The organism is Sphingobium sp. GW456-12-10-14-TSB1 (assembly GCF_059424385.1).
This window is the reverse complement of sequence record NZ_JBWKZI010000001.1, coordinates 969,528-995,952: the sequence shown is the minus strand read 5'-3', so window position 1 is coordinate 995,952 and position 26,425 is coordinate 969,528. Positions and strand designations below refer to the sequence as shown.

The following is a 26,425-nucleotide window of genomic DNA, read 5'->3' as shown; positions in this document are numbered from 1 at the left end:
CTGATCGCGTGAGCTTGAAAAGCAATTTTTAGCCGAATCGAGGCCGGTCGTGCTAATATTCATAAAGGATGGATCCTTTGCTAGATTTGAGGGGCCTGCTGCTGCTCCAGAGCGGCCGTGATTATGGCGGCCTGCATGTGCGGCAGAAAAAGCAGTATCCTCGCCGCCTCTGGATGAGCAATCGGGAAGGGCGCGCGGACGTTCATGTTCGCCCCGTTGGGAGTATTGTCGGTCATCATTCAGTCTCTTTGGCGTAAGAGGTTGACTGACCGACCGGCCTTTTTCCAGCAATGCGGGATTCTACGCACCAGGGTCTGTTGCGCGCCGCCTAGCGCTATCGCCGTCGCAACCAGGCTCGCGATCGAACTAGCGTCGAGCTTGCGCATGATTCGGGCGCGATGAATCTCAGATGGCCGATTTGCCGCAACACTCAGGGTATTGGCGTAACCTGCTGGTATAGGTGCTGGATATTGTCTGGTCTGGCGAGATCGTGACCCGGGCTCATCACGGCGGCAGCGCCAGCAGCAATTCCGAAGCGGAACGCTTCGGCCGTATCCCAGCCGATCGAGATCGCAAAGAGCATGGCGGAGAGGAAACTGTCACCGGCGCCAACCGCACTTTTCGCCTCTATGGAGGCGGCCGGCAGAAAAAGCTGTCCGGTGGCAGTGGCAAGGATTGCGCCGTCATGGCCCATGGTCACGGCGACATGCGCGGCTTGTCCCGATCGAACGATTTCCATTGCGGCATTGGCGATCTCGTCGGGTGTCGCGAGTTTCTGGCCGGTGAATTGCCGCAACTCGCCGATGCTGGGTTTTACGAGAAAGATGCGGCCTTCCTGAAGGCCACCCTTGAGACCGGGCCCTGAACTGTCGAGCACAACCGGGATATTGCGTCGGTGCATCAGCGCCGCGACCTGACCGTAGAAGTCACCGGGCATACCCCGGGGTAGCGAACCGCTTAGGACCATGAATTTGCACTGCGCGTTTTCAAGCTGGGCAAGACACGCCTGCCATTCGACAGGCTGGATTGTCGGGCCGGGCGGGACGAAGCGGAATTCCTTGCCGCTTTCGATCTCCAGCACGGCAGATGCAACGCGGGTGTGGCCCGCGATGGTGATGCGATTGCGAACAAGCTGATGAAGGTCGAGCAGGCCGTCGAGCGCATCGCCCGTTGCGCCACCCGCCATATAATAGTTTCGAGCATTGCCGCCGAGGCGGACGAAGACCCGGGCGACGTTGATGCCGCCACCGCCTGGGCTGTAAAACTCGGATTTTGTCCGCATCTTGCGCGTGTGGAACATGCGATCGACTTCGTAGGCGACGTCGATCGTGGGGTTCAGCGTCAGGGTGGCAATGTTCGTCATTCTGCCATTGAGCGGGCCGGCCGCATTCCGGTCTATCCGCAATATCCCCAATTCAACCGGCCCATATTCGCGGATGTGATCGAGGATCGACGACGTCGCGGTCAGCGCGATGTGCTCGGCCAGTACGGCAATGCCAGTTGACGCGGCCCACTACGGGATATCTCGCATAGCTCGAGTTATAGGGGTGTCTAAGGGTCGGACTGTTGCAGACCAAGCAGGAGCAGAGTGAGCCGATGAGTAACGAGCCCAAGATCACCTTCCACGGCGCTGCAGGGACAGTCACCGGCTCGTGCATGGAACTGCACTATGGAGGGAGTACTGTGCTTATCGACTGCGGCCTTTTCCAGGGATCGCGGACTCTCGAAACGCTCAATCGGGACCCATTTTCATTCGATGTGCGCAGGATCGACGCGGTCGTGCTGACCCATGCGCATATCGATCACAGCGGGCTTCTGCCCAAGTTGTCGGCCGAGGGCTACCGTGGCCCGATCTACTGCACTCCCCAGACCAAGGATCTTCTCTACTACATGCTGCCGGATGCCGGACGGATCCAGGAGAGCGAAGCGGAGCGACGCAATCGTCGGCGTGATCGCAGGGATGAAGTGCCGTTCGAGCCGATCTACACCGAAGCGGATTCGATGGCCGCTTACAGCCTGTGCGACACGGTCGAACTGAATGAGTGGTTCGAGCCGGTACCGGGCTTCAGGACCCGGTTTTGGAATGCAGGGCATATTCTGGGGTCAGCGTCGGCCGAGATGCACGTCGGAGGCTCGCACCTATTGTTCTCGGGAGACCTTGGACCGCATCACAAGGCATTCCATGCGGATCCGGAAGCGCCGGTTGGTTTGGACCATGTCGTGTGCGAAAGCACCTATGGCGACCGGGTTCGGGAGGATGTCTCGATAGAGGAACGCCGGACGCAACTCGAGGCGGAGATCAAGGCCGCCCTGACCCGCGGCGGCAATCTGGTGATCCCAGTGTTTGCACTTGAACGTACTCAGGAATTGCTGCTCGACATCGCGACACTGATCAACACCGGGCGTCTGGCATTTCCGCAGGTGTTCATCGATTCTCCGTTGGCGACACGGGCGACCGAGGTGTTCGCCAAGCACGCCAACGACCTTGAAGACATGGGTTCGGGGGAGATCTTCCATCACCCGTCGTTCCACTACACCGCCACCACCATGGAATCGATGCGGCTGAACACGATGTCGGGCGCAATCATTATGGCCGCGTCCGGCATGTGCGAAGCGGGGCGTATTCGCCACCATTTGCGGTACAATCTCGCGCGTCGGGAATCGACGATCCTGTTCGTCGGCTTCCAGGCGGCTGGCTCGCTCGGCCGGACGATCCTCGACGGTGCCAGTCGCGTCCGGATCTGGGGACAGGACGTCGCGGTCCGTGCCCAAATTCGTCGGATCGACAGCTATTCCGCGCATGGCGACCAGACGGATCTCAAGGAATGGATCACGGGGCGGATGCCGATCAATGGCAGTCTTTTCCTGGACCATGGCGAGCCAGTCTCCATCGAGACGCTACGCCGCTTGATGCAAGGCGAAGGAGTGTTGTCAATCGTCACGCCGCAGATCGGCGAGACCTATTCGTTGCCCACAGGAGCGCCGGCCAAGCGCCTGAAGACGGGCGATGTCGAATTGCAGAGCGCGGTTGGGCGGGATTGGCAGAACGACTATGCCGATTTCTCGGTCCGGTTGAAGAAGGAACTGCAGGATATCGAGAGTGCGTCGGCACGGCGCGAGGCGCTTGCCCGGATGGGCGAGATCCTGCGTTCCTACCAGTCCCACCGCGAGAAGCGGAAGAGCCGGCAGGACTAGCTGCCCGAAGCTCCTTGCTCTGCTCGACCAGGCCTATCGCCCGAAGCTGATGGGGAACCTACTTATGGGCGCACCCGGGTGCGTCCTCTATCACGCTTGCATAGGCATCTACGGAGTAAGACATGTCGAACACACCGCATAATTTGAGCGAAGAGTTTCCGGGCCAGTTGGACAAGATCCATGCGCTGAAGGTCTCAAACCCGAGCTTTGCACAGTTGCTCATCGACTATGATGAAGTGAACGACGAAATTCACGTGGCCGAGACCAATGTCCAGCCGACGTCGCACGATCATGAAACCGAGCTTCGCAGGCGCCGCTTGGCGATAAAGGACCGGATCGCCGCAGCACTCTCGAATTAGCCCAATGGGTCAAGGGGTCTTGCGCGGCGCTGTCGGCCTTCGGATACGCGCCGGCGGGAAACGGCTCATCTCATGCACGCTGTATGATGAGGTAGCTAAGGTACGCCACGTAGGCACTCACGAAGAGGCCACCCTCGCCCCGCGTGATCTTGCGGCCGCTAACGAAAACCGGAATGCAGAACAACGCTACGCCTAGCATCACCGGGATATCGATGCCGATAAGGTGAGTGTTGACGTCGATGCCATCGGCCGGAATGAGGCAGGTCACGCCAAGGATCACAAGAATGTTGTAGACGCTGCTGCCGATCAGGTTGCCGATGGCGATGTCACGCTCACCTCGGAAGGTGGAAATGATCGTGGTCACGAGTTCGGGCGCTGAGGTGCCGATGGCGACGATGGTCAGACCTATGAATGCGTCCGAGACGCGCCAGAGACGTGCCAAACCGACGGCACCCTCGACGAGCCAGTCGGCGCCGGCGACGATGATGACAAGGCCGGCGGCAAGCATCAGCATCTCGGTGGCCGCCTGGCGATTGGCGAGGCGCCGGGGCCCGTACTCACGGGCAAATTCCAACTTGACCTTAATGCTCTCTTGCCGGGCGACGCGGATGACCGCCAGCGTGAACGCCGCGCCCATGGTGACGAGTAGGAGCCCCTCCAACCGCGAGAGCGTGCCGTCCCATGCGAAGGCGAGCAGCGTGGCCGAGGCGATGACGATCACGGGGAGTTCCAGGCGCAGTGTCTGCATCTGGATCGCCAGCGGCCGCAGCGCGGCGCTCAGCCCGAGGATAAGGAGGATGTTGACGGTATTGGTGCCGGCGATATTCCCCACCGCAAGCGAGCCGTTGCCCTGAACGGCGGCATCGATGCCGACAGCCAGCTCCGGAGTGCTCGTTCCGAGCGCGACGACGGTGAGTCCGATCAGCAGGGGTGAAACGCCGAGGCGTGCCGCCAGAGCCGACCCGCTTCTCACGAGCAGTTCGGCGCCAGCGATCAATGCGGCAAGCCCGACGCAGATCCAGACGATCGCAAGAGTCATCGGGAGGTCAGTCTGCCTTGCGCTTCGCGGGATCGGGCACGAGGAGGACGTCGCCGGGCACGGCATCGATGATCTTGCGCGCCGTGCTTCCGATCAGGGCTTCATAGACCATGCCGCCGCCATGAGTCCCCACCACGGTGAGATGGCGCCGCGAAGTCTCGGCATAGTCCTGCAACAGCCGCTCGGGCACTCCGTTTTCGATCATGCGGCTGACCATGCGAGCCGTATCGGGCGCGATCCCGGCTTCGGCCAGGAACTTGTCGGTCGCGTCCTTGCCATAGTCCTCGAATTGCTTCTCGACTTCCGCGCGGCCGAGATAGCCGGCAAAGGGCACGTCATAGGCGTGGAAGAGCGAGATGCCCGCATCTGGGAAGAACCGGACGGCCGTCTCGAGCGCGACACGGGAAGACTTCGAAAAATCCGTCGTGACGAGCATGTTGTGATAGCGCTCGAAGGCGCGGTCGCGGACGATGAGAACGGGAACGGGAGACTTGCGGATCAGCCGGTCGACAGTGTCGCCAAGGAACATGCGCGCCAGTAGTTCGTCGCGGGCGACGCCGGTGACGATCAGCTCCGCATGGGATTTCCGGATGACCTTCAGGACGACATCTGCAGGCGCTCCCGCCTCGACATGGACTGCGATGTCGATGTTCGGGTCCTCGCGCACCAGATCCCGGAACATTCGATCGCGGACCTTTCGAACCGGGTCAGGCGGGCGACGCCAGGATGGCTGGTCGCGCAGGCTCCCGAACAGGGTAATATCGTCGGGTGGGGCAAGCGCGTGGATGACTGTGAGTTCGGCCTGCCACGCCTTGGCGACCATCAGGGCCCGGTCGAGCGCGCGGTCGCAACGATGGCTGAGGTCGGTTGCAAGCGCGATACGTTTGGGGAAAGTGTCCTGGGTCATTTCGTCCTCCTAGTCGTTGAGTTCCTTGAACCAGCCCAGACGCCGCATGAGGTGCTTTTCGCCCTCGAGCAGGAGCATGAGAGCCGCGCCGGCGAGCACGAGCAGCGCAAGGTCGTCAACGGTGAGCGGTCGCGAGCCGAAGATCGCGTTCATGAACGGGGCGTAGGTGAAGAGCGCCTGGCCAAGGAGCAGGATCGCAATCGCGATCAACACGGCGGGGGTTCCCAGCGCGCCGCGCCACGTCAGGGACGTCATGTGCAGATAGCGGACGTTGAAGAGGTAGAAAATCTCCGCGACGATGAACATGTTGACGACCATCGTGCGCGCCACTTCGAGGCCGCGGCCCTGATCGAGCGTGTGGAAGAAGAGGCCGAGGGTGACCGCGGCAAACAGCACGGACACCAGCACGACGCGCCACAGGAGAAATGGCGAAAGCAGAGGCGCGCCGCGTTTGCGTGGGCGACGCTGCATTACGCCTGGCTCGGTGGGTTCGAAAGCGAGCACCAGACCGAGCGTCGCGGCGAGGATGAGATTGACCCACAGGATCTGGGTTGCTGACATTGGCAGAGCAAATCCCAAGAGGATCGCCAGAACGACCGCCAGTGTCTCGCCGCCATTGGTGGGGATTTCCCAGGAAATGACTTTCCGGATATTGTCGTAAACGGTCCTGCCCTCGCGTACGGCGCTGACGATCGATGCAAAATTGTCGTCGAGGAGCACCATGGAGGCGGCTTCCTTCGAGGCTTCGGTCCCCTTGATGCCCATCGCCACGCCGACATCGGCCTGCTTGAGCGACGGGGCATCGTTCACGCCATCGCCGGTCATGGCGACGATCTGGCCCTGTGCCTGCAGGGCGCGGACGATGCGAAGCTTGTGCTCGGGACTGGTCCGGGCGAACACGGAGATGCGAGCGACGATCCGTTCGAGTTCCTCGTCCGAGAGCTTCTCGATATCGAGCCCGGTCATCGCTTGCGGATCGTCGGCAAGCTCGAGCTGGCGCGCGATTGCCAGCGCCGTCGCGGCATGGTCTCCCGTGATCATCTTGACGGCGATCCCGGCCGAGCGGCATTCGGCGATCGCCTCCTTCGCCTCGAGGCGCGGTGGATCGATGAAGCCGACCAGTCCGAGCAGCCGGACGCCGGCCATGACGTCGTCGAACGAGATGCGCTCTGCATCCGACGGCATGGGCTTCGCTCCAAAGGCGAGGACACGCTCGCCCTCGTTTCCGGCTTCAGCGATGGCGCGTTCCCAATCGCCGATGTCGTCGGGCGAGGTCATCGCGAAGAGGGCCTCGGGTGCGCCTTTGACGAGGAGAGCCGTCGCTCCGTCAGACCCACGACAAAGCGTCGCCATGAAGCGGTGCGCCGCATCGAACGGGATCTCGTCGAGCCGCTCCCATTCCGTACGTTCCAGTTCCGGGTCGACGGCAGCCTTCATTGCCAGGGCGAACAGGGCGCCTTCCATGGGATCGCCCTCGACGCGCCAGTCTTCGCCAACCTTGCGCAGTGACGCATCGTTGCACAGGATACCACAGCGGATCAGCGGCATAGAGGCCGCCATGGCGTCGGCCTGATCGCCTGTTCCCGCGATCTGGAGATGTCCCTCCGGAATGTAGCCTGAGCCGCTGGCGATCATGGTGTGCCGGGCGGAGATGATCCGGCGGGCCGTCATCTCGTTGCGCGTAAGCGTGCCGGTCTTGTCCGAGCAGATCACCGAAGTGGCGCCGAGCGTTTCAACCGCAGGGAGCTTGCGGATAACGGCATTCCGGGAAGCCATCCGGCGCACGCCTATGGCAAGCGTGATGGTAATGACTGCCGGCAGACCTTCCGGCACAATGCCGACGGCAAGCGCGACAACGGCGATCAGAGCATCGATCCAGTCGTAGCCCCGCACCAGAACGGCGAACGCAAACAGCGCCAGGCCTCCTGCGAGCACGAACCAAGTAAAGCGACGGGCGAACTGGTCGATCTGCTTCAGCAGCGGCGTCACCATCGCTTCGACGGACTGGATTAGCTCGCTGATCCGTCCGATCTGCGTGTGGGGCCCGGTGGCAACGGCAATTCCGTTCGCTTGTCCGGCGGCGACCAGCGTGCCGGAGAAGGCCATGTTTCGCCGGTCTGCGAGAACGGTCTCTTCGGGCAGCACCGCCTCCTGCTTCTCGGCCGCGACCGACTCCCCGGTCAGAAGGGCTTCGTCGATCAGGAGGCGGCGGGCATGGAGCAGCCTGAGGTCGGCCGGGACACGATCGCCAGCTTCGATGAGGACAAGATCGCCAGGGACGATCTCGGAGACCGGGATCGTCTGCCTGATGCCGCTGCGGACAACGCTCGCCTTTGGCGCGATCATCTGCTGGATCGCTTCGAGAGCCTGTTCCGCCTTCCCTTCCTGGATATGGCCGATAACCGCATTCACAATTACGACGGCCACGATGACAGCCGCATCGATCATATGGTCGAGCAGCGCGGCTGCCAGCGCCCCGGCGATCAGAACGTAGATCAGGGTATTGTTGAACTGGGCCAGAAAGCGCAGCAACGGGCTCCGCCGAGGCGACTTGGGCAGCGCATTGGGACCAAAACGGGTAGCTTGTCGGCCTACTTCCGAAGGCGAGAGGCCGGTAAGATCCACGTCGAGGATCTTGGCGATCTCGCTGCTCGGTAACGCATGCCAGCACACTTCTTCCAAATCGATGGGTGCCGACATCAAGCCTCCTTGGGATAGGTTCGGATCATGGGAATTGAGCACACGGAAGCGTGGGCCAGACCTCGCTTCCTTTGGTTCCTGAACTGGGCTCCGAAGTCCTCCAATTCGATCGATAACTGGGATCAACTAGCTGGAGAGACCGGGTAGATCGCAATCCGGTTATATCCGTAGAGACGCTGCTCCCACCGCCCGATAGGCTGGGGTTTAGAAATGGACGAGTGCGTTCGCAGGACCCGCGCTGGGTGCGATCGGGGTGTTCGCGAACCGCAGGGTAGATCGCCTCTGCGGACCTCGAACAAGGCTGGCATGAACGGCCCATCCCGCTAAGAGTCCAAGGAGACACCGACCCTCCCCGCTTGTTCGAGGCCGCTTTTGGAAACCGTAACGCTTGTCCTGACTTTACTTTTCGCCGTCGTCGTAAGCGGCATACTGGCTCGGTTGCTTCCGCTCCCGATACCGCGGCCGCTGGTGCAGATCGCCCTGGGCGCCGCAGTCGGACTGGTCGCAGACTGGCGCGTAACGCTCGATCCGGAGATTTTCTTCCTACTCTTTCTGCCGCCGCTCTTGTTTCTCGATGGCTGGCGCATCCCGCGGGAGGATCTGTTCAAGGATCGGTCGACCATCCTCGAGCTTGCGCTTGGACTGGTCGTGTTCACTGTGCTGGGCATGGGATTCTTCATCAACTGGATGATCCCGGCGATGCCGCTTGCGGTGGCGTTCGCCCTCGCCGCAGTAGTATCGCCGACCGATCCGATAGCGGTCTCCGCAATCGCCCAGCGCACCCCCGTTCCCAAGCGGATGATGCATATCCTCGAGGGAGAATCCCTGCTCAACGATGCCTCGGGTCTCGTATGCTTGCGTTTTGCGGTCGCCGCCGCGTTGACTGGCGCCTTTTCCCTGGGGGAGGCAGCGATTAATTTCCTGTGGGTCGCGATCGGCGGAATCGCCGTCGGGATAGCGCTGACCTGGCTTGTCGGTTGGGCGAAGAGCATCGTCACGCGATACGTGGGCGAGGAAAGCGGCTCGCAGATCCTGATTAGCCTGCTCATCCCGTTCGGCGCCTATCTGATCGCCGAGCATCTCCATTGTTCAGGAATCCTCGCAACCGTCGCAGCCGGGCTTACCATGGGTTTCGTTGAGGCGCGCGGGAATGCCCTGGCTGTCACACGCATCCGAAGAACAGCGGTGTGGGACATGATCCAGTTCACCGCCAACGGGGTCATCTTCGTGCTGTTGGGCGAGCAACTGCCAACGATCCTCGCCGATGCCGCCGATACCGTGCGTCTCACCGGTCATCACGAACCGTGGTGGCTGGGTGTCTATGTCATCGCGATCAATTCTGGACTCGCAGCGCTTCGTTTCGCCTGGGTGTGGTTGTCGTTCCGCCTGACCTTGTTCCGTCGGCCGGAGGACCGAGAGCGCCCGAATTGGCGGATCATCGGGGCGATGTCCTTCGCCGGTGTGCGAGGCGCGATCACGCTGGCCGGTGTGCTCACCCTCCCGCTTGCGATGGTGGACGGCTCGCCCTTCCCCGCCCGCGATCTCGCGATATTCCTGGCGATGGGCGTGATCATTCTGTCGCTGATTGCCGCATCCATCGGTCTGCCCTTGATGATGCGGAGCCTCGAGATGCCACCCGAGCCGACGGGAGAGGCCGAGGTGGATGCCGCGCGCGTTGCTGCCGCGGAAGCGGCGATCGGCGAGATCGAACGAACGCAACATCGCCTCGCCAACGGCAAGAGGGATCCGGACACTTACGTTAATGTCGCGTCGCGGCTCATGGATTTATACCGTGATCGGATCGATCATCAGATCGCCGAGCCCGAGCAGAAGGATGTTCACCGGCGCGACGAGAAGATCGAACGCGAATTGCGGCTCGCCGCGCTCAAGGCCGAGCGGGAGGAAATATCCCGGCGGGTTCGCAACCGACAACTGGGCAGCGAGGCCGCGCGCAAGCTCATCCGAGAACTGGATCTCTTCGAGACGCGGCTTGCAGGATGAGATAGTGCCTCGCCTGTGAGGCATTTCGTTATGAAGCCAGCGCGGTCAGGATTGGAAGGAGGCGCGCCATGCCTCGCCCGTTATGAAGCCCTGCGACCGAAATTCAGCTCAGGAGAGGTATTTTTCATGAACAACAATGATCTTGCCAAAAAGATCGCCCGTGAACACGGCATCACCAAGGCCGATGCGCGCAAGCTTGTCGATGCGATGTTCGCCGGGATTGGCGAGGCCGCGGCGAAAGGTGGGGAAATCTCATTCAACGGCTTCGGCAAGTTCAAGGTCAAGGACAGCCCTGCGCGGGAAGGCCGCAATCCGACAACCGGCGAGGCAATGACCATCAAGGCATCGCGCAAGTTGGGCTTTTCGGCCGCCAAGGCCTTGAAGGACAAGCTCAACCCGTAACCCCGATCGGCGGTGCCTCTTAGCATAAGCCGGGGCGGCGCGATCAGATCGCTCAACCGAGGACCAACGAGCCTTGTCGTGGGTGCTGTGGCGGTGCTGACTGGGCATGGCCTGTCTGGAGCAGCTTTCGAGCGATGGGAGAAAGCGTGTAGAACGCTTGGCGCTGGGTGCCGCGATTATGGTGGTCGACCCGATAGCCCTGATAGTGCCGATGCAGGATCCCGGCGCGAACGAGAAGGATTTCCTTCACAGGAGACTTTGCAGCATCGTCTTGCAAAATGCTCTGCACAACTTCAGCGGAAGTCGTCGGACCAATCGTTCGGGAGAACGGCCTGGAGCCTGGTGCCGCGCCGCAGAGCAAATGCGGAAGCCGCCAGCCGCTCGATCTTGCCGCACCACGCGGCGATGTTCTTCTCGACGCCGCCTTGGCGCACCGGACCGAACTTCGTGATCCGCAGCGGCTTGAAGCCACAGAAGCCGAGTATCTGGCCGCGCCAGCGCCGCACCACCGGATTGCCGTAGGCCCAGCGCAGATACCAGGACGGCGTATCGGTGGTGATGAGCACATCAGCCGAGCGCCCGGCTAGCAGCCGGTCCCAGAGGGGATTATCGCGGTGATAGCGGAAGGCGAAGCCGGGCAGCAGCACGCGGTCGATCAGCCCCTTAAGCTGGGCCGGCTCGCTGCCCCACCACATCGGGAAAGCGACAACGAGATGGTCGCAGGCGGCGATGGCGGCGCCGACGCGCTCAAGGTCGGGCTCCCAGGGCTGCACGACTTTGTAACCGTGCCGCAGGATCGGATCGAAATCGAGATCGCGCAGGGCGATGCGCTCGACTTCCGCATCCGACGCGACCTTGGCGTGATAATGGTCGAGCAGATGCGTGATGAGGCGGCCATCGTCGGGATGCCCATCGAGAATCAGAACACGCATCCACCTGGCTCCGCCTGCCTTCAGAGTAAGCCGGTCATATCACATCCAGCGCGCAATCACGTGACGCTCGCCAGGAAAAGCGCCCCGCCTGATCGGACGCGCCGCGGGGTCGGTTAATTCGCGGCCAGGTCGTATTCGCTCGTGGCGCATGGCAAGAGACCGGCAGCGCAACCGCCCTTCCAAGGGGCCCCTCCTATGTTTCACACTGCAGCGTTCCGATTGCTGCGCGGACACGCCCTTGGTGATCAGAAGCTCCCCGTGAGATTGAATGAACCATAGCGCGTCCACCGCCCCGGCGGCGCGTTGGGCGCGTCGCGAAGGAACCGACCCTTGGCGAGCAACAGGCCATCAAACTCGAAGCGCAGCCGTGTCGGCATAATCCAGTAGCGAACGCGCGCTTCGATCTGGTGTCCCGCGAAACCGCCCGATTGTGCTGAGCTATCGCGCACGCCGGTCGTGGAGAAGCTGTCTTCGTCGGCGGCGAGCCACATCGGCCGGTAGACCGCGAACCAGTCGAGCCGCTTGCTGGGCGTCGCCTCGATCCGGACGCCCGGCGTCATGATGTTGGCGCGAGCAACCGCATTGTAGAGGCCGGCGGGCGCCAGATCGGCGCGCCGCATCCCGAACAGCGTGTCGAACCGGCCGAAACGCCCGCCCGGCTTGTCGCCGCTCGCGCGGTCGAACTCGACCGAAAGACGTGGTTTCCAGGGTCCGGCGAAGCTGTAGCCGACATCGGCATGGATGAAACTGGCGCTGACCGACTGCCGGGCCGCGGTCGGCACCAATGAAGCGCTCACATGGCCGACCTGGTATAGCGCCTCGATCTCGTAGTCGAACGCGCCCGTGCGCGGCTCGGCGATGAGCCTCCCGCCGAAGGTATCGAGCGAGCGGTCGCGGGTCGGACGGCCCGGCGCGTCGCGCTCGCCGACGTGGAAATAGGTCAGCTCCGCCGTCGCCGGACCGAGCGCCTTGGCCTTGCTGAGCTGGCCGCCCCAAAGAACGAGATCGAAGCTCTCCCTGTCGAGGCGCACCTTGGAATCGCGGATGCCTTCGTTGTCGTCGGGCAACCGGACCTGTGGCAGCGTGTAGATGAACGTGGCCTTCCAGCCCTGCGGTGCCGAGATGTCAGCGCGAAGCCCGGTATAGCCGTTGGTGGTGTTGCGATAATCGTCCGCGGCCACGAGCCGCCGCGATCCCAGGTTGAGCGTCATGCGGCCTGCGGTGAGCGTGAGCTTCGTGCCCCGGCCGAAGGCGCCGTTGAAGTCGGCTGCCACATAAGCCTGGACCGGCTCCAGCGTATTGACCTCGTTGGTCGTCACCGGCGTTCCGGCATCGTCGCCCCAGACGCGGCTGTCGAACAGCTCGACTCCGAACCGGACATCACCCTTGCGGTATTCGGCGAGGATGTTGGTGCGCAGGTTCACAAGCTCGTCGCTCGTGTTGAACCCGGCTCGCGCCTGTCCGTCGATCGCCTCGTAGCGCAAGCGGACCGAGCCCGAGAGCGTCAGGCCGTCCTGCGGCGGCGGCGCCTCGACACGCGCCGGTGCCTGCTGCGCCGAGGCAGGTTGCGCGACGGTCGCGATCAGCGCGGCGGGCGATAGGAGATATATATGTTTCATCGAATCGCTGACGATGATACATATGCACTATGACCGACACAACCGGCTGCGAGCATTGGCTGGCCTTGCTGCACCAGCTTCCGGCGAAGCCGCCCTATCTACGCGTCAAGATCTGGCGCCGCCTGCAGGCGATCGGCGCGGTGCCGCTCAAGAACGCGGTTCATGTCCTGCCGTGGCGCGAGGACAACGAAGCCGCCTTCCGCGCTCTGCTGACGGAGATCACGACGAGCGGCGGCGGCGAGGCGGTGCTGATCGACGCGCAGATGATCGACGGGCAGAGCGACGCCGAGCTGCGCGCCCTGTTCGATGCCGCACGCGACACGGACTATGAGGAGTTGGCGCAGGCCGCGCGCCGCTTGCTCGATACGGGCCCGCCGTCGGGTCCCGAGATCGCCAAGCTCCAGCGGCGGCTGGCCGAGATCGTCCGGCTGGACTTCTTCGGCGCGCACGGCCGGCAAGGCGCGGAGGCGGCGCTGCGCGACCTGGATGAGCAGCGCTACGCCCATCCGGATATCGGCCGCACGGGCGAGCCGGCGCCGCTTTCGCCTGCCGATCTCAAGAACCGTGTTTGGGTGACGCGGCGCGGCGTCCATGTCGACCGCATCGCCTGCGCCTGGCTGATCCGCCGGTTCATCGACCCGAAGGCCAGCTTCAAGTTCGTCGATGCGAAGAACCATGCGCCCGAGGCGGGCGAGCTGCGCTTCGACATGGTGGACGCGGAGTTCACCCACGAAGGCGATCGGTGCAGCTTCGAGACCTTGCTGCTGCGTGCCGAGCTTGAACGCGATCCGGCATTGGCCGTGATCGGCGAGATCATTCACGACCTTGACATCGGCGACGGCAAGTTCGGCCGGCCCGAGACGCCGGGGCTGGGCGCGATGCTGTCGGGCGTCTGCGCCTCGACCGACGACGATCTCCAGCGCATCGCCAGTGCCGGCGACGCGCTCGACCAGTTCCACGCCTATTTCAGCACGAGAAAGACCGAGCGATGAGCATCGCCACGACCGAGCTACCCGCAAATGCAGCCGCACCCGCGAAGGATCACGGCATAGCTTTCGGCGAGGCAGTGCGCGTCTGGGCGCGGATCGCGTCGCTGAGCTTCGGCGGGCCTGCGGGGCAGATTGCGGTGATGCATCGCATCCTCGTCGATGAGAAGCGCTGGATCGGCGAGGAGCGGTTCCTGCATGCGCTCAACTATTGCATGTTGCTGCCCGGCCCCGAGGCGCAGCAGCTCGCCGCCTATATCGGCTGGCTCTTGCACAAGACCAAGGGCGGGCTGGTCGCGGGCGCGCTGTTCGTGCTGCCCGGCTTCCTCGCCATTCTCGCCTTGAGCTTCGTCTATGTGCTGCTCGGGGCTTCGCCGCTGATCGAGGGGCTGTTCTTCGGTTTGAAGGCTGCGGTGCTCGCGGTGGTGATCCAGGCGGTGGTGCGGGTCGGCTCGCGCGCGCTCAAGAACAACGTCATGCGCGGGATCGCGGCGGCGGCTTTCGTCGCCATCTTCTTCCTGCGCGCGCCGTTCCCGCTGATCGTGCTGGCAGCGGCGCTCGGCGGCTATGTCGGCGGGCGCCTCGGCTTTTCCGCGTTCAAGGGCGGCGGCGGGCACGGCCCGGGCGGCGGCAACGTCGTCCACGATCGCGATACCGCGCTCGGCGAAGGACTGCCCGATCATGCCCGGCCCGATCTCGCCTGGTCGCTCAAGATTTCGGGGGCGCTGCTGTTCCTTTGGCTGGCGCCGGTCGCGGCGATGCTCGCGCTGTTCGGCCCCGACGACGTATTCAGCCGGATCGCGACCTTCTTCAGCCAGATGGCGGTCGTGACCTTCGGCGGCGCCTATGCGGTGCTCGCCTATGTCGCGCAGGAGGCGGTCGGCACCTATGGCTGGCTCCAGCCCGGCGAGATGCTGGATGGCCTCGGGCTCGCCGAAACGACGCCGGGGCCGCTCATCATGGTGACGCAGTTCGTCGGCTTTCTGGCGGCGTTCCGGGATTCCGGAGCATTGCACCCGCTGGTCGCGGCGACATTGGGCGCGGTCCTCACGACCTGGGTGACGTTCGTGCCCTGCTTTCTGTGGATCTTCGCGGGCGCGCCCTTCGTCGAGCGGCTGCGCGGCAACCGCGCGCTGTCGGTCGCGCTCGGCGCGATCACCGCGGCGGTGGTCGGCGTGATCCTCAACCTCGCGCTCTGGTTCGCGATCCACACGCTGTTCCGCGAGGTGCGGACCGTCGGCATCGTCGGCGGCGGGTTCGACGTGCCGGTGCTCACGTCGCTCAACCTGCCGGCGCTCGTTCTCGTCCTCGGCGCGGCGGTCGCGGTGTTCCGCTTCAAGGCCGGCATGATCCCGGTACTGTTCGCCTGTGCCGGCCTCGGCGCGGCCTATGTGCTCATCGTTTGAGAAGGAGAGGTTGGGTGACGGAAGTCTCACGACGCACGGCCGTCAAGGCCCTTGGAACAGGAGCAGTTGCAATGGCAGCAATGGATAGCGTGGAAGCGCAGCAACCGGCGCCGGCCCCCGCGCCGGCCTTTGCCGGCGGGTATCAGCCCAAGCCCCTGAAGTTCGATCCGGCGAAGCTCGACGGCCTGTCGGAGCGGCTGGTCCGCTCGCACTGGGAGAACAACTATCAGGGATCGGTGAAGACGCTGAACGCGGTTCGCACCCGGCTGGCCGCCGCGCTCGCCGACAGCGAAACGCCGCCCGCGCTCTATGGCGGCCTCAAGCGCGAGGAACTGCACCGCACCGGCTCGGTGGTGCTGCACGAGATCTATTTCGACGGTCTGGGCGGCAACGGCCAGGCCGCGGGCTCGGTGCGTGAGGCGATCACCGCAGCGTTCGGCTCGTTCGCGACCTGGGAAGCCGAATTCCGCCGCACCGGCATGAGCCTCGCGGGCGGCTCGGGCTGGACGATCCTCGCCTACAATCTCCACACCCGCTCGCTCAATAATCATTGGGCATGGGATCATATGCACGGCGCTGCGGCCGGCGTGCCGCTACTCGTGCTCGATATGTACGAGCACAGCTTCCACATGGATTACGGCACCCAGGCCGCCAAATATATCGACGCCTGGTTCAAGAACCTCGATTGGGAGGCGGTCGATCGCCGCTACGCGCAGGCGATCGCCGCCGCCCGCACCTGACACAGGAGGTTGCCATGAAATGGGTCACGCGCGAGCGCCCCAAGATCGACCGGATCGCCTGTCCCTGGCTGGTGGCGAGGTTCATCGACGAGGCGCCGGAGTTTCTCTATGTGCCGGCCGACCAGGTGTTCGCGGTCGCGCAGGCCGAAGGCGCAATCGCCTATGACATCCCCGGCGCGGAGCTGAGCCATGTCGGGGAGAAATGCAGCTTCGATGCCTTCCTCGACAGATACGGGCTGACAGAGGACGCCGCACTCCAGCAGCTCGCGGTCATCGTGCGCGGCGCCGATACGTCTCGGCTCGACCTGACCCTGCAATCGGGCGGCCTGTTCGCCATCTCGCTCGGCTTGTCGGCGATCTACGCCGACGATCATGCGATGCTGGCGCAGGGCGCTCACAATTCTCCAGAAAGCTGAATGAACCGCGTGCGTGCCGATGAAAGGAACCGAGATGACGTCCATCAAAACCGCCGCATGCGCCGCTGCGCTGCTCTTCGCACCGCTATTTGCCTCCCCCGCCCTCGCGCAGGCGCGCGATCATGGTGCAGCCGGCCAGTCCCAGACGCCGCAGGGCCAGGCCCCCAAGCCGCGGGAAGTGCCATGCCCGATGATGCAGAGGCATGATGAAATGAAGATGGACGGCAAGGCGATGCCACAGGGCGGTGCCCAGCATCCTACCACGGGTAACGTGACAGGCGGCACGGCCGAAACGAAATGCATGCACCACGGGGCCGCCGCGACGCCCGCTCCGGCACCCGAGGAGCAGCACAACCACGACCATCCGCCCACTAGCAAACCGCGGTAACGCGGCCGATCCCACGAAGGGGGAAACGATGACCGGTTTCAGCAGGAACTTCGCGATCATGCTCGCCACCGCGATCGTAGCGGCGGCGCTGTTCTGGCTGCTGCGCGACCATTGGGGCCATGCGCTGGGGGCGCTGCCCTATTTGCTGTTCCTGGCCTGTCCACTCATGCACCTGTTCATGCATCATGGCCACGGCGGTCACCAGTACCATAGCGGCGGTGATGCTTCGCCGCCCTCGCGGACGCCCTGACAATGGCGCCGACGGCGCTCGGCGATCCAGGTCGCCCGACGCAGCGGCCACGGCATTTTGAATCGAGACGCCTGCTGCCCGCCGCAGCGGTCGCGGTTTTCGCCCGGCTCGACGACCAAACCCGTCTTGCCGCGCATATGGAGAAGCCGTCCGCGATGATGGGCGGCGGACGGATGACCTACGCGTTCGACGCGAACCGTGGCATGGCCGTGGGCTCACTCATTCATATGGGCGGGTCCGCCTTCGGCCTGACCATGGCGGTCGACGAGGTCGTGACCGAGCGGACGCCGCCGTATCGCAAGGTCTGGCGCACGGTTGGAACGCCGCAGCTTGTCATCGTCGGCGGCTATGAGATGGGCATTCGGATCGCCAACGCGCCCGGCGGCTGCGAACTGACGGTCTGGATCGACTATTGGCTGCCGCGCGGTTGGCTCGGCGCGCTGCTGGGCCGGCTGCTCGGCGGCTTCTATGCGCGCTGGTGCGTTGGCCGCATGGTCGCCGACGCCGCAACGGCCTTTTCGAGTCCAACCGGCGCGCCGTCCGCGGCATAAGCGGCATATGAACATCGGCCAGGCTTCGGAAGCGAGCGGCGTCTCGCAGCGGATGATCCGCCACTATGAGAATCCCGGCGCCGCCGCGCCGCGCCGCGGCAGCGGCTATCGCGACTACTCGGCAACCGACCTTCATCGTCTCGGGTTCATCGCCAATGCGCGTGACCTTGGTTTCCCGATCGAGGATATCCGCCAGCTGCTTGACCTGTGGAACGATGGAGAGCGTTCGAGCGCCGAAGTGAAGGCCCTCGCGATGGCAAGAGCCGACGAGCTTCAGCGCAAGGCGGCCGCGCTCGAGGCTATGCGCCGCACACTGGTGGAGCTCGCCGAGCGCTGCGATGGCGACGACCGGCCCGATTGTCCGATCATCGCCAGCCTTGCTGACAATGATCGATGTATCGAATAGCGCAGGCGTCAGTGGGAAAACAGCAGCGGAATCGATGCCCCGCCAAGCAGGTCTCGGGTAACGCCACCGAGGACCATCTCGCGGAGGCGGGAATGTCCGTAGGCTCCGAGCGACAGCACTGCGACACCGCGCTCACAAGCAGCTTTGACCAGCGCCTCAGCGTCAGACAGCGCGGTCGCGTGGATAGGGACCACCGACGACATGAACCCGTGCCGGGCCAAGTGGTGAGCAATGTCCGCACCCGGCTCGGAACCGTGGCCCTTTGCCGAGGGCTGCGCGTCGAGAACCAGCACGTCGACCTTGGCCCCCGGCGCGGCGAAGGTCGTTGCATTACGCAGGGCATGTGTCGTCTCGCGCGTCGCATTCCAGCCGATCGCGAGATGCTCGATCGCACGCGGTTTGTGTCCGTTCGGAGCGACGAGAACCGGCCGGCCCGACGCGAACAATATGCGTTCGATCGTTTCGCGCCGGATTGGCGGATAGTCGTAGTTGTCGGCCGGGCCGAACAGGACGATATCGGCGTAACGCGCGTAGACTGCAGCCTTCCCGTAAATGATCGCCGGCTGGTCGGAAATCGTGCGGACCTCGACATTGGAGGCGCCGGCAAGCTTGGCAATGCGCTGCTGCTTGGCTTCGACCGCCTCCGTATAGTCCTGAAGAAAGGAATAGGGTGGTACGATCGTCAGCGCATAGTCCGCCGACGGAAGCGCCGAGAGGATGACGATGGATAGATGGGCATCATGGAATTCGGCAAAGGCGAGCGCGTCATGCAGGAACTGCTCGTCCGTGTCGCCGGTATCGACCACGGCGAGAATATCCTTGATAGCCATTCTTACCTCCGCTTGTCGGCATTTTGCTACCGCGTGCCGGAGAGGGATTCATTTGGGTGTTCTACGTAGTCGTTTCGCGTCGACCACCGTGAGCTGTCTGACCAGTGCCTGGCCGAGCAGCGGCCCAAGGGCGACAGCATTACTCGGATGAGCTATGCTGTCAGTGGTAACTATGCGGCACCCGATCGCCTTGAGGAGTTCCTCCGCTCCCGGAGCGAAAAGGCCATGGACTGCAAGACAGATCGGGCTGGAAACCCCTGAGCGGTGATCTCGCGCGCGGCGTGGGCGAGCGTCTGTCCCGAAGAGATCACGTCATCGACCAATATCGGAGTACGCTCCCTCCACACCGTCAGATCCGAGGCTGCGATAAGGACATCCCGGTCGCCCCGGCGCAACTTGGTGAATACGGCGTGCGGCGCGCCGATATGTGTGGCGATAGCTCCGGCCCATTGCTCGCTTTCGCTGTCGGGACCGATGATGAGCGGCCTTTCGACGTTGTCGCGAACCCACTCGGCAAGAAGTGGCGAGGCTGCCAGCGACTCGGTCTCGATCGAATAGATCTCCTGCAGAGCGCGGTAACGGTGCAGATGGGGATCGACCGTGATGAGCCCGTCGAATTCACATGAGATGAGCTGCGCGAACTGGCGGGAGGTCAGGGCCTCGCCATCCTGAAAGCGGCGATCCTGCCGCATATAGGCGAGATACGGGGCGACAAGTTGGATCGAGCGCGCTCCGTTTTCGCGCAACAGCCGCGCCGTGAAAAGCAACTGCAGGAACTGCTCATCGGCGCGCGCGAGCGTGCACACCACCGCGACGGCGCACCCCGCCACCAGTGAGTGGAGCCGAACATAGCTTTCGCTGTCCGGGAAACGGCGCAATTCGAGCTTGCCGACCGAGAACCCGGCCCGGTCGGCGATGGTGCCGGCAAGCCGCTCATTTCTGGGCATCGGGAACAGCGTCATCGTCATGGAGCGATCATGAGCATGTCTGGATTAGAGGCGGCGTAGGCTAGGCCGTAGGCCATTTCACCCTGGGATTCCGCATGAAGGGTCAGCAGGGGCTGACCGGCGATTATGTCATCGCCGAGGCGCACATGCAGGCGCATTCCTGCCGCCGGTGTATCCGGCGCACCGGCAAGTTTTGCCAGACGGGCGATCCGGCGATTGTCGATGTGCGTGACACGGCCGCTGTGGGTCGCAACGATCGGGTGCGTGAGCCTTGCCGTGGGCGGCGTGCGCATTCCGCCTTGGGCGTCGCATATTCGCTGGAATTTCTTCCACGCGTAGCCATCGGTCAGCGTGCGTTCGGCAAGTGCCCGCCCCGCCCCCGCCGCGGCCGCCTCGCCGATTTCGAGGATGACGCCCGCAAGGACGCAGGCGCGATCGCGAAGATCCGGAGGTGCGTCGGGGTCACCCTTGAGAACGGCGATCACGTCACGGGCCTCGAGCGCGGGGCCGATCGCCCTGCCGACCGGCTGCGCTCCATCGGTCTGGATGCAGCGGGTAACAAGGCCGAACCGGCCGGCCACGGATGTCCTCGTCGCGGCAAGACGGTCGGCGGCTTCCGCGCTGCGGACCTTGGCGGTCGGCCCCACGGGGATGTCGAGCACGACGTGGGTGGCGCCGGCGGCGATCTTTTTCGACAGGACCGAAGCGATGAGTTGTCCTTCGGTGTCGATGTCGAGCGCGCGCTCGACGCCGATGAAGATATCGTCGGCAGGACTCAGGCAGACCGCTCCGCCCCAGGCGAGGCATCCGCCTTCGGCCGTGACCACCCGTTGCATGGCGTCAAGATCGAGATCGATGCTGGTCAGCGTCGCCATGGTATCGGCCGTGCCGGCTGGCGAGGTAATCGCCCGTGAGGACGTCTTTGGCATGGTGAGGCCGCAGGCGGTTGCTATGGCGACGATGATCGGAGTCGTGCGATTGCCAGGCAAGCCGCCCACGCAATGCTTGTCGACTATGATTCCACCGGGCCAGCTCAGGCGGTCGCCGGCATCGACCATTGCCTTGGTGAGATGGTAGGTCTCGTCCTCGTCGAACGGCAGCGCCGCCGTGGCGGTGAGGAAAGCGGCAAGATGCACGTCCGCATAGCGGCCGGCGACAACGTCCTCGACGATGCTGCTCAATGCGGCGGCATTCAGCCTGTGCCCATAGATGCGTTGGCGGACGCAGGCGATCGATTCAAGCGGCGGCGCGTGGCCGACGTCCACAGTGGTCCCTTCGTCTACTCCAAGTGCTTCCCAGGCAGCTTCGGAGAGACCAATCTCATCCTCCGCGAGGAACGCGTCATCGACCTGGAAGAGCGTCGCGACGATCGGCCGGCCGCCGTTGCGGACAAAGATCTGGGTGTGCGGGGCGAGACCTTCGGCATGGCACACCGGACTGTCGGTCCGCATGACGGCGACCAGTTCGTCATGGGTATGAAGCCGCAATCGGCGCGCGCGCGATAGACGGTTCGACCCGGCCCGAAACACCGAGATCGTATTGCCCTTGCAACGGATCGGCGAGACCGCCGGCAGGATTCTGGATCACGCGGCGATAACCACCTTCAGAGCCTGGGTATCGGCCGCATTCGAGAAGGTCTCATATGCGCCGAGGATGTCATCGAGCGCGAAGCGATGGGTAACCAGTTGCTCCGGCCGGAGCCGCTTGGATTCGACCGTCTTGAGCAGCATCGGCGTGCTGACGGTATCGACGAGGCGGGTCGTGATCGTGATGTTGCGCGACCAGAGTTCTTCCAGATGGAGGTCGACTTTCGCGCCATGCACCCCGACATTGGCGATCACGCCGCCCGGCGCCACCAGTTCCTCGCACAGCTCGAACGTGGCGGGCACGCCGACCGCCTCGATCGCCGCGTCGGCGCCCTTCCCTCCCGTGAGATCGCGAACCATGCGAACGACCGCATCGCGCCCGCTGTTGAACGTGTGCGTGGCGCCGAACCTGCGCGCGACGGCCAGGCGGTTGTCGTCAAGATCGATCATGACAATGAGTGCCGGCGCGTAGAACTGCGCGGTGAGCAGGGTGGCAAGTCCGATCGGACCCGCACCCACGATCGCCACGCTGCTCCCCGGCGCAACCTTGCCATTGAGGACACCGCATTCATAGCCGGTGGGAAGGATGTCGCTGAGCATGACGAGCGCTTCCTCGTCCGCTCCAGCCGGAATCGGATGGAGGCTGTTGTCGGCATGGGGGATGCGGACGAATTCCGCCTGCGTTCCGTCGATCCTGTTGCCCAATATCCACCCGCCGTCGGCGCAGTGCGAATACATTCCCCGGCGGCAATATTCGCAGCGCGCGCAGGACGTGATGCAGGAGATCAACACGTGATCGCCGGCCTTAAAGCTGCCTACCGCGGAGCCGACTTCATCGACAATCCCGACACCTTCATGGCCGAGCACCCGGCCCGGTTCGCAGGTAGGGACATCACCCTTGAGAATGTGCAGGTCGGTGCCGCAGATCGTCGTCTTGGTGATGCGGACAATCGCGTCGGTGGGGGCCTGAAGAACCGGCCTGGGGCGCTCGTCCAGGCTTTTCTGACCAGGGCCGTGATATACTAGGGCTTTGATGGCACGCTCCGTTTGCAGTCATTTTTGAGCAATCGTCAGTGCACGAAGACGATTGGCAATCGCTGGTGCGCGATGAGTTCGCGCGTCACGCCGCCCAGGACAAATTCCAGGGCTCGCGAGCGTCCGTAGCCCCCGATGACGAGCACATCGGCATGCTGCTCGGACGCGAAGATCTGCAGCGCGCCCGACGTCCCGTGTTCCGCCGAACCGATGGCGTGAACGACGGCATTGTGACCATGACGGGCGAGATGGCGAGCGACCTGAGCCCCCGGCACGGGCCGGTCGGATCGATGGCCGTCGAGCGAGTCCACGACGATGACATCGATCGCCGCGCCAGACTCGACCAGATCAAGGACCGTCCGGGCCGCGCGGAAAGCTTCAAGCGAAGCGTTCCACCCAAGCGCGGCATGCGTGATGCGCGCCGGCCGCCAGGTCGCCGGCACAACCATTGTAGGTACGCCCGCGAACATGAGCACTTCGATGACATGGCGGCGCAAGCCGTCGCTCTGCCAGCTACCGGCTCCGGGGATGAGGGCGATATCCGCGTACTGTCCCTCAGCCTTGGCGAGGCCGGGGAGAAGGCCGGGCGCTTCGAACAGCGCATGGACCTCGACCTGAACCGAAGCACCTCTGGCGCGCTCGCGAACCGCCGCGACATGCTCTTTGCGCAGGGTGTCCGACGCCGCTATGGCTTCGGCGTAGGCCATCGGATCGATCGCTGCCGCCAGAGCAAGGTTCTCGGTTACGACGACGATCGTGAGCGTCGCCTCATGGATGTCTGCATAGGCTAGCGCTTGATCAACCGCGGCCAGCGAAGAGGGCGTGCCGTCGACAACGGCGAGGACGTCCTTAATGGATGTGTTCTTGTTCATGGTCGCACCATGGTTCCGAACGACCGGCGTGGCACTCCGTAACTTTACCAAGGGCGACTTGCGTTGAGCGCGCGCCGGATAACAGGCTGAAATCGCTTCTAGCGTCGATAGTCTCCCGGTTCTCCCGGAAGGAGAACGGCCGCGCCAACCAGAGCGCCTGCGCGCACCCGTTCCAGGGCGATGTTGGCATTGGCAAGGGAGAACGCGGTCGTGACCGTCTTGACGCGAGCCTTCTGCACGATCCTGAAAAAACTCGTCCCATCGTCCCGGGTGAGGTTCGCGACCGAGGCGATCACGCGTTCGCCCCAGAGATCGGCATAAGGGAACGCAGGGATGTCGCTCATATGAATACCGGCGCAGATGACGCGCCCGCCTTTGTGAACCACGCGGAGCGCGAGAGGAACCAGCGCGCCCACGGATGCGAAGAGGATCGCGGCATCGAGTTCCACCGGAGGCCGCTCGTCCGACGATCCGGCCCAGGCGCAGCCGAGCGACCGGGCGAAGTCCTGGCCCTCGCGATCGCCCGCCTTCGTGAAAGCGAAGACTTCCCTGCCCTGCCAGACGGCGATCTGCGCGATGATATGCGCCGCGGCGCCGAAGCCGTAGAGCCCGATGCGTCGCCCATCGCCGGCGGCCCGCAGTGATCGCCAGCCGATGAGCCCCGCGCAAAGCAGCGGCGCCGCCTCTTCGTCCGAATAGAGATCGGGAATCTGGAAGCAGAAATGAGCGTCGGCGACGACGTGGGTCGCATAACCCCCGTCCCGCGTGCATCCGGTAAAGCCCGGCGTGTCGCACAGATTTTCCTGCCCGGAACGGCAATAGTAGCAGTAGCCGCAGCTATGGCCGAGCCACGGAACGCCGACCCGGTCGCCTGGCCGGAACCCGGTCACACCCTCCCCGAGCGCGGCTACGATCCCTACGATCTCATGGCCCGGAATGATCGGAAGCCGGGCCGCCACTTCACCGTCGATGATGTGGAGGTCTGTCCGGCAGACACCACAGGCGGTTACTTCGATCAGCAGTTCCCCCTGCCCCGGGTCCGGAACGGCGCGGGCGACGAGTCGGAGCGGGCCGCCCACCGCGCCGAGTTCCATCGCCCACATGCCCGTCATTGAAGCTGCTTCGACACGATGACCAGCGTCGCGTCGCCCGGATAAGCCTTCACCGTGAAGCCCGAGTCCCGCTCCACTTCGATGGCCTTCTGGTTGAGCCGGCTCTCGACCGCTTCCAGCGTGCGGCTGCCCCGCGCCTTCGCATAGTCCGCGGCGCGGTTGAGAAGCGTCCAGCCCACGCCCCGGTGCTTGTAGTCCGCCCGGACGGCGATCGCCACTTCGGCGCGATCGCCCGACGGGTCGATCGCGATCATCGCCGATCCGACCAGCGTTCCGTCATCGACGAAGGCCAGGAGATCCTCGGTCTGCTTGTGGTCGACATCGACCATGGCCGCGATCCGGTCGTCGGACACCTCGAGCATCGCCGTGAGGAAACGGAAGCGGAGATCCTCGGGAGTGACCCTGCCGAAAAAGTCCTTCAGCACAGGGCCATCGTCGCGCGCGACCGGCCTCACGGACAGCCTGAGCCCCGATCGGGTCACCACCTCGGTGGAGGAAGCAATACCGGACATGCGATCACCTTTCTTCGATCTCGGCCCATGCAGAAAGGATCATCAGGATAACCGACCGACGGGCTCGATGGGCTTGGGAAGTCTACGTAACCGAAGCCGCCCTCATCAGGCCATCTCCGAGATGGCCCTCCGGAACTGCGCGAGCGCAATGGTGAAGAAAACGCCCCCGATCGCAACTATGGCGAGGAGCTGAGGCCACACGACATCGATACCCGCGCCGCGAAACAGGATAGCCTGGCCCAACTCCACGAAATGGGTGGTCGGCGCGGCCAGCATGACGTTCTGGACGACTTCCGGCATGCTTTCGCGCGGCGTCGTGCTACCGGAAAGCATCTCGAGCGGCAGCAGGACGAGGACCGTGAGCATCCCGAACTGAGGCATGTTACGCGCGATGGTGGCCATGAAGATGCCGATGGACGTGGTCGCGAACATGGAGAGAGCGGCCCCGGCGAAGAACAGCGACAGCGATCCCGCGACGGGAATGTCGAGCAAGGCCCGAACCACGAGGTTAATGGAGAGAAACGACGCCAGCAGCACGACCAGCCCCATGGACCAGACCTTGCTCGACATGATCTCGAAAGGCGTCACCGGCATCACGAGCAGGTGCTCGACAGTGCCGTGCTCGCGTTCCCGGATCAGCGCCGCGCCGGTCAGGATGATCGACAGCATGGTGATCTGATTGATGATCTCCGCGAGCGCGCCGAACCAGGACTTGTCGAGAGTCGGATTGAACCGCGCGCGCAGCTCGAGATCGACGGGCATGGCCGCCTGCCCGCGATAGCCCTGCACGAAGGCGGTCACTTCACCCAGCGCGATCTGCTGGATGTAGGAGCTACCGGTGAAGGCTTGGGTCATCCGGGTGGCATCGGTATTGAGCTGGATCTCGGCTGGCCGGCCAGCCAGGACGTCACGCTGGAAGCCGGTGGGAATGTGCATGACGAAGGTATAGTCGCCCGCATCCATTCCGGGATCGATGGCGCGCGTGGTGATCATCGCCGGACGCTTGAACTGCGGGGGGTAGAAGGCCGCAACGATCCGCTGTGAAAGCGGTGAATTGTCCTCGTCCACGATCGCCATTGAGGCATTGTGCAGCGTTTCGGGCATCGCCGTCGCCGCACTGTAGATGGCGATCGTGAAAGTGAACAGGATCAGCACGAGCATCATCGGGTCGCGCCAAAGGCTCCAGAGCTCCTTCACACCGAGGCGGTAGATGTTCGCGAGCGTCCGCCGCATG

28 protein-coding genes and 1 pseudogene are annotated in these 26,425 nt (G+C 63.9%); 13 read left to right on the top strand and 16 right to left on the bottom strand.

The genetic code is table 11. The annotated features are described in order from the left end of the window. Nucleotides 1-80: 80 nt before the first annotated feature. Together AC07X9_RS04845 and AC07X9_RS04840 are read right to left on the bottom strand one after the other, a co-directional pair. A complete protein-coding gene (locus AC07X9_RS04845) occupies nucleotides 81-239 on the bottom strand; it encodes a hypothetical protein (protein ID WP_158500997.1) in 159 nt (52 codons plus the stop codon). 191 nt (nucleotides 240-430) lie between these two features. After that, entirely contained in the window at nucleotides 431-1,363 is a 933-nt protein-coding gene (locus AC07X9_RS04840; protein ID WP_048578303.1) for a 1-phosphofructokinase family hexose kinase, read from the bottom strand. A gap of 233 nt (nucleotides 1,364-1,596) precedes the next feature. Here AC07X9_RS04840 and AC07X9_RS04835 point away from each other — a divergent pair, with 233 nt between their 5' ends. Together AC07X9_RS04835 and AC07X9_RS04830 are read left to right on the top strand one after the other, a co-directional pair. Next, complete coding sequence (locus tag AC07X9_RS04835; protein ID WP_086485946.1) at nucleotides 1,597-3,195, top strand: MBL fold metallo-hydrolase; 1,599 nt, start codon at nucleotides 1,597-1,599, stop codon at nucleotides 3,193-3,195. Between the two features lie 122 nt (nucleotides 3,196-3,317). After that, nucleotides 3,318-3,554 (top strand): HP1242/YdcH family protein, encoded by a 237-nt coding sequence (locus tag AC07X9_RS04830; RefSeq protein WP_086485610.1) that lies wholly within the window; start codon nucleotides 3,318-3,320, stop codon nucleotides 3,552-3,554. Nucleotides 3,555-3,624: 70 nt separating this feature from the next. Here the strand turns inward: AC07X9_RS04830 and AC07X9_RS04825 are convergent, their stop codons facing one another. Genes AC07X9_RS04825 through AC07X9_RS04815 form a run of 3 tightly spaced genes read right to left on the bottom strand, consistent with a single transcriptional unit; the run spans nucleotide 3,625 to nucleotide 8,200 of the window. Then, on the bottom strand, nucleotides 3,625-4,593 hold the full coding sequence (locus tag AC07X9_RS04825; protein WP_086485609.1) for a calcium/sodium antiporter: 969 nt from the start codon (nucleotides 4,591-4,593) through the stop codon (nucleotides 3,625-3,627). Nucleotides 4,594-4,600: 7 nt separating this feature from the next. Next, nucleotides 4,601-5,500, bottom strand: coding sequence for a universal stress protein (locus AC07X9_RS04820; RefSeq protein WP_086485608.1), 900 nt, complete (start codon nucleotides 5,498-5,500; stop codon nucleotides 4,601-4,603). A gap of 9 nt (nucleotides 5,501-5,509) precedes the next feature. After that, entirely contained in the window at nucleotides 5,510-8,200 is a 2,691-nt protein-coding gene (locus AC07X9_RS04815; RefSeq protein ID WP_086485607.1) for an HAD-IC family P-type ATPase, read from the bottom strand. A gap of 372 nt (nucleotides 8,201-8,572) precedes the next feature. On the opposite strand from AC07X9_RS04815, the gene AC07X9_RS04810 reads away from it, so the two are divergent. Continuing rightward, a complete protein-coding gene (locus AC07X9_RS04810) occupies nucleotides 8,573-10,201 on the top strand; it encodes a Na+/H+ antiporter (protein ID WP_086485606.1) in 1,629 nt (542 codons plus the stop codon). 126 nt (nucleotides 10,202-10,327) lie between these two features. After that, nucleotides 10,328-10,603 carry an HU family DNA-binding protein gene (locus AC07X9_RS04805; protein ID WP_086485605.1) on the top strand — a complete coding sequence of 92 codons (276 nt, stop codon included), beginning with the start codon at nucleotides 10,328-10,330 and terminating at the stop codon, nucleotides 10,601-10,603. Nucleotides 10,604-10,655: 52 nt separating this feature from the next. Here AC07X9_RS04805 and AC07X9_RS04800 read toward each other — a convergent pair. From AC07X9_RS04800 to AC07X9_RS04790, 3 genes and pseudogenes are all read right to left on the bottom strand, one after another. Continuing rightward, nucleotides 10,656-10,838, bottom strand: a pseudogene (locus tag AC07X9_RS04800) (hypothetical protein); the annotation flags it as partial. 58 nt (nucleotides 10,839-10,896) lie between these two features. Next, nucleotides 10,897-11,535: an NAD(P)H-dependent oxidoreductase gene (locus tag AC07X9_RS04795; protein WP_086485604.1), complete on the bottom strand. Its 639-nt coding sequence runs from the start codon at nucleotides 11,533-11,535 to the stop codon at nucleotides 10,897-10,899. A 245-nt stretch (nucleotides 11,536-11,780) separates the two neighbouring features. After that, the gene (locus AC07X9_RS04790; RefSeq protein ID WP_086485603.1) at nucleotides 11,781-13,154 is read right to left on the bottom strand and encodes an alginate export family protein; all 1,374 of its coding nucleotides are present in this window, start codon (nucleotides 13,152-13,154) and stop codon (nucleotides 11,781-11,783) included. A gap of 29 nt (nucleotides 13,155-13,183) precedes the next feature. Here AC07X9_RS04790 and AC07X9_RS04785 point away from each other — a divergent pair, with 29 nt between their 5' ends. From AC07X9_RS04785 to AC07X9_RS04750, 8 genes are all read left to right on the top strand, one after another. Beyond that, nucleotides 13,184-14,146: a chromate resistance protein ChrB domain-containing protein gene (locus AC07X9_RS04785; RefSeq protein ID WP_086485602.1), complete on the top strand. Its 963-nt coding sequence runs from the start codon at nucleotides 13,184-13,186 to the stop codon at nucleotides 14,144-14,146. Continuing rightward, entirely contained in the window at nucleotides 14,143-15,546 is a 1,404-nt protein-coding gene (chrA, locus tag AC07X9_RS04780; protein WP_086485601.1) for a chromate efflux transporter, read from the top strand. Before AC07X9_RS04785 ends, chrA begins: the two co-directional genes overlap by 4 nt. 71 nt (nucleotides 15,547-15,617) lie before the next feature. After that, nucleotides 15,618-16,286, top strand: a complete 669-nt coding sequence (locus AC07X9_RS04775) for a superoxide dismutase (protein WP_254908043.1) — start codon at nucleotides 15,618-15,620, stop codon at nucleotides 16,284-16,286. A 14-nt stretch (nucleotides 16,287-16,300) separates the two neighbouring features. Beyond that, on the top strand, nucleotides 16,301-16,702 hold the full coding sequence (locus tag AC07X9_RS04770; RefSeq protein ID WP_086485599.1) for a chromate resistance protein ChrB domain-containing protein: 402 nt from the start codon (nucleotides 16,301-16,303) through the stop codon (nucleotides 16,700-16,702). Nucleotides 16,703-16,736: 34 nt separating this feature from the next. Then, nucleotides 16,737-17,090, top strand: a complete 354-nt coding sequence (locus tag AC07X9_RS04765) for a hypothetical protein (RefSeq protein ID WP_140159566.1) — start codon at nucleotides 16,737-16,739, stop codon at nucleotides 17,088-17,090. A gap of 28 nt (nucleotides 17,091-17,118) precedes the next feature. Continuing rightward, nucleotides 17,119-17,340 (top strand): DUF2933 domain-containing protein, encoded by a 222-nt coding sequence (locus tag AC07X9_RS04760; protein ID WP_086485597.1) that lies wholly within the window; start codon nucleotides 17,119-17,121, stop codon nucleotides 17,338-17,340. Nucleotides 17,341-17,342: 2 nt separating this feature from the next. Then, entirely contained in the window at nucleotides 17,343-17,891 is a 549-nt protein-coding gene (locus AC07X9_RS04755; protein WP_217884242.1) for a hypothetical protein, read from the top strand. 7 nt (nucleotides 17,892-17,898) lie between these two features. Continuing rightward, entirely contained in the window at nucleotides 17,899-18,297 is a 399-nt protein-coding gene (locus AC07X9_RS04750) for a MerR family DNA-binding protein (RefSeq protein ID WP_086485596.1), read from the top strand. A gap of 8 nt (nucleotides 18,298-18,305) precedes the next feature. Here AC07X9_RS04750 and AC07X9_RS04745 read toward each other — a convergent pair whose 3' ends face one another. From AC07X9_RS04745 to AC07X9_RS04730, 4 genes are all read right to left on the bottom strand, one after another. Further along, nucleotides 18,306-19,103: a universal stress protein gene (locus tag AC07X9_RS04745; protein WP_254908042.1), complete on the bottom strand. Its 798-nt coding sequence runs from the start codon at nucleotides 19,101-19,103 to the stop codon at nucleotides 18,306-18,308. Between the two features lie 194 nt (nucleotides 19,104-19,297). Continuing rightward, nucleotides 19,298-20,095 carry a ribose-phosphate diphosphokinase gene (locus AC07X9_RS04740; protein ID WP_217884241.1) on the bottom strand — a complete coding sequence of 266 codons (798 nt, stop codon included), beginning with the start codon at nucleotides 20,093-20,095 and terminating at the stop codon, nucleotides 19,298-19,300. Further along, on the bottom strand, nucleotides 20,092-21,603 hold the full coding sequence (locus tag AC07X9_RS04735; protein ID WP_254908041.1) for a thymidine phosphorylase family protein: 1,512 nt from the start codon (nucleotides 21,601-21,603) through the stop codon (nucleotides 20,092-20,094). The genes AC07X9_RS04740 and AC07X9_RS04735 overlap by 4 nt, the downstream gene beginning before the upstream one ends. A 54-nt stretch (nucleotides 21,604-21,657) precedes the next feature. After that, nucleotides 21,658-22,566 carry a zinc-dependent alcohol dehydrogenase family protein gene (locus AC07X9_RS04730; protein ID WP_254908095.1) on the bottom strand — a complete coding sequence of 303 codons (909 nt, stop codon included), beginning with the start codon at nucleotides 22,564-22,566 and terminating at the stop codon, nucleotides 21,658-21,660. Here AC07X9_RS04730 and AC07X9_RS04725 point away from each other — a divergent pair. Then, complete coding sequence (locus AC07X9_RS04725; RefSeq protein WP_254908040.1) at nucleotides 22,453-22,686, top strand: hypothetical protein; 234 nt, start codon at nucleotides 22,453-22,455, stop codon at nucleotides 22,684-22,686. The genes AC07X9_RS04730 and AC07X9_RS04725 overlap by 114 nt on opposite strands. 44 nt (nucleotides 22,687-22,730) lie before the next feature. Here the strand turns inward: AC07X9_RS04725 and AC07X9_RS04720 are convergent, their stop codons facing one another. The 4 genes from AC07X9_RS04720 to AC07X9_RS04705 form a co-directional block, all read right to left on the bottom strand. After that, entirely contained in the window at nucleotides 22,731-23,567 is an 837-nt protein-coding gene (locus AC07X9_RS04720) for a universal stress protein (RefSeq protein WP_086485592.1), read from the bottom strand. Between the two features lie 98 nt (nucleotides 23,568-23,665). Continuing rightward, nucleotides 23,666-24,679: a zinc-dependent alcohol dehydrogenase family protein gene (locus AC07X9_RS04715; protein ID WP_086485591.1), complete on the bottom strand. Its 1,014-nt coding sequence runs from the start codon at nucleotides 24,677-24,679 to the stop codon at nucleotides 23,666-23,668. Further along, a complete protein-coding gene (locus AC07X9_RS04710; RefSeq protein ID WP_086485590.1) occupies nucleotides 24,676-25,191 on the bottom strand; it encodes a GNAT family N-acetyltransferase in 516 nt (171 codons plus the stop codon). Before AC07X9_RS04710 ends, AC07X9_RS04715 begins: the two co-directional genes overlap by 4 nt. Before the next feature lie 105 nt (nucleotides 25,192-25,296). Beyond that, nucleotides 25,297-26,424: an ABC transporter permease gene (locus AC07X9_RS04705; protein ID WP_086485589.1), complete on the bottom strand. Its 1,128-nt coding sequence runs from the start codon at nucleotides 26,422-26,424 to the stop codon at nucleotides 25,297-25,299. Nucleotide 26,425: the final 1 nt, after the last annotated feature.

What these genes read in the sequence shown, in the direction of transcription:
- AC07X9_RS04790 (WP_086485603.1), bottom strand. Translation starts at nt 13,154, where the DNA reads ATGAAACATATATATCTCCTATCGCCCGCCGCGCTGATCGCGACCGTC.
- AC07X9_RS04715 (WP_086485591.1), bottom strand. Translation starts at nt 24,679, where the DNA reads ATGACGGGCATGTGGGCGATGGAACTCGGCGCGGTGGGCGGCCCGCTC.
- AC07X9_RS04805 (WP_086485605.1), top strand. Translation starts at nt 10,328, where the DNA reads ATGAACAACAATGATCTTGCCAAAAAGATCGCCCGTGAACACGGCATC.
- AC07X9_RS04750 (WP_086485596.1), top strand. Translation starts at nt 17,899, where the DNA reads ATGAACATCGGCCAGGCTTCGGAAGCGAGCGGCGTCTCGCAGCGGATG.
- AC07X9_RS04775 (WP_254908043.1), top strand. Translation starts at nt 15,618, where the DNA reads ATGGCAGCAATGGATAGCGTGGAAGCGCAGCAACCGGCGCCGGCCCCC.
- AC07X9_RS04705 (WP_086485589.1), bottom strand. Translation starts at nt 26,424, where the DNA reads ATGCGGCGGACGCTCGCGAACATCTACCGCCTCGGTGTGAAGGAGCTC.
- AC07X9_RS04720 (WP_086485592.1), bottom strand. Translation starts at nt 23,567, where the DNA reads ATGAACAAGAACACATCCATTAAGGACGTCCTCGCCGTTGTCGACGGC.
- AC07X9_RS04795 (WP_086485604.1), bottom strand. Translation starts at nt 11,535, where the DNA reads ATGCGTGTTCTGATTCTCGATGGGCATCCCGACGATGGCCGCCTCATC.
- AC07X9_RS04765 (WP_140159566.1), top strand. Translation starts at nt 16,737, where the DNA reads ATGACGTCCATCAAAACCGCCGCATGCGCCGCTGCGCTGCTCTTCGCA.
- AC07X9_RS04710 (WP_086485590.1), bottom strand. Translation starts at nt 25,191, where the DNA reads ATGTCCGGTATTGCTTCCTCCACCGAGGTGGTGACCCGATCGGGGCTC.
- AC07X9_RS04815 (WP_086485607.1), bottom strand. Translation starts at nt 8,200, where the DNA reads ATGTCGGCACCCATCGATTTGGAAGAAGTGTGCTGGCATGCGTTACCG.
- AC07X9_RS04845 (WP_158500997.1), bottom strand. Translation starts at nt 239, where the DNA reads ATGATGACCGACAATACTCCCAACGGGGCGAACATGAACGTCCGCGCG.
- AC07X9_RS04740 (WP_217884241.1), bottom strand. Translation starts at nt 20,095, where the DNA reads ATGACGATGACGCTGTTCCCGATGCCCAGAAATGAGCGGCTTGCCGGC.
- AC07X9_RS04840 (WP_048578303.1), bottom strand. Translation starts at nt 1,363, where the DNA reads ATGACGAACATTGCCACCCTGACGCTGAACCCCACGATCGACGTCGCC.
- AC07X9_RS04785 (WP_086485602.1), top strand. Translation starts at nt 13,184, where the DNA reads ATGACCGACACAACCGGCTGCGAGCATTGGCTGGCCTTGCTGCACCAG.
- AC07X9_RS04760 (WP_086485597.1), top strand. Translation starts at nt 17,119, where the DNA reads ATGACCGGTTTCAGCAGGAACTTCGCGATCATGCTCGCCACCGCGATC.
- AC07X9_RS04820 (WP_086485608.1), bottom strand. Translation starts at nt 5,500, where the DNA reads ATGACCCAGGACACTTTCCCCAAACGTATCGCGCTTGCAACCGACCTC.
- AC07X9_RS04770 (WP_086485599.1), top strand. Translation starts at nt 16,301, where the DNA reads ATGAAATGGGTCACGCGCGAGCGCCCCAAGATCGACCGGATCGCCTGT.
- chrA (WP_086485601.1), top strand. Translation starts at nt 14,143, where the DNA reads ATGAGCATCGCCACGACCGAGCTACCCGCAAATGCAGCCGCACCCGCG.
- AC07X9_RS04755 (WP_217884242.1), top strand. Translation starts at nt 17,343, where the DNA reads ATGGCGCCGACGGCGCTCGGCGATCCAGGTCGCCCGACGCAGCGGCCA.
- AC07X9_RS04835 (WP_086485946.1), top strand. Translation starts at nt 1,597, where the DNA reads ATGAGTAACGAGCCCAAGATCACCTTCCACGGCGCTGCAGGGACAGTC.
- AC07X9_RS04825 (WP_086485609.1), bottom strand. Translation starts at nt 4,593, where the DNA reads ATGACTCTTGCGATCGTCTGGATCTGCGTCGGGCTTGCCGCATTGATC.
- AC07X9_RS04830 (WP_086485610.1), top strand. Translation starts at nt 3,318, where the DNA reads ATGTCGAACACACCGCATAATTTGAGCGAAGAGTTTCCGGGCCAGTTG.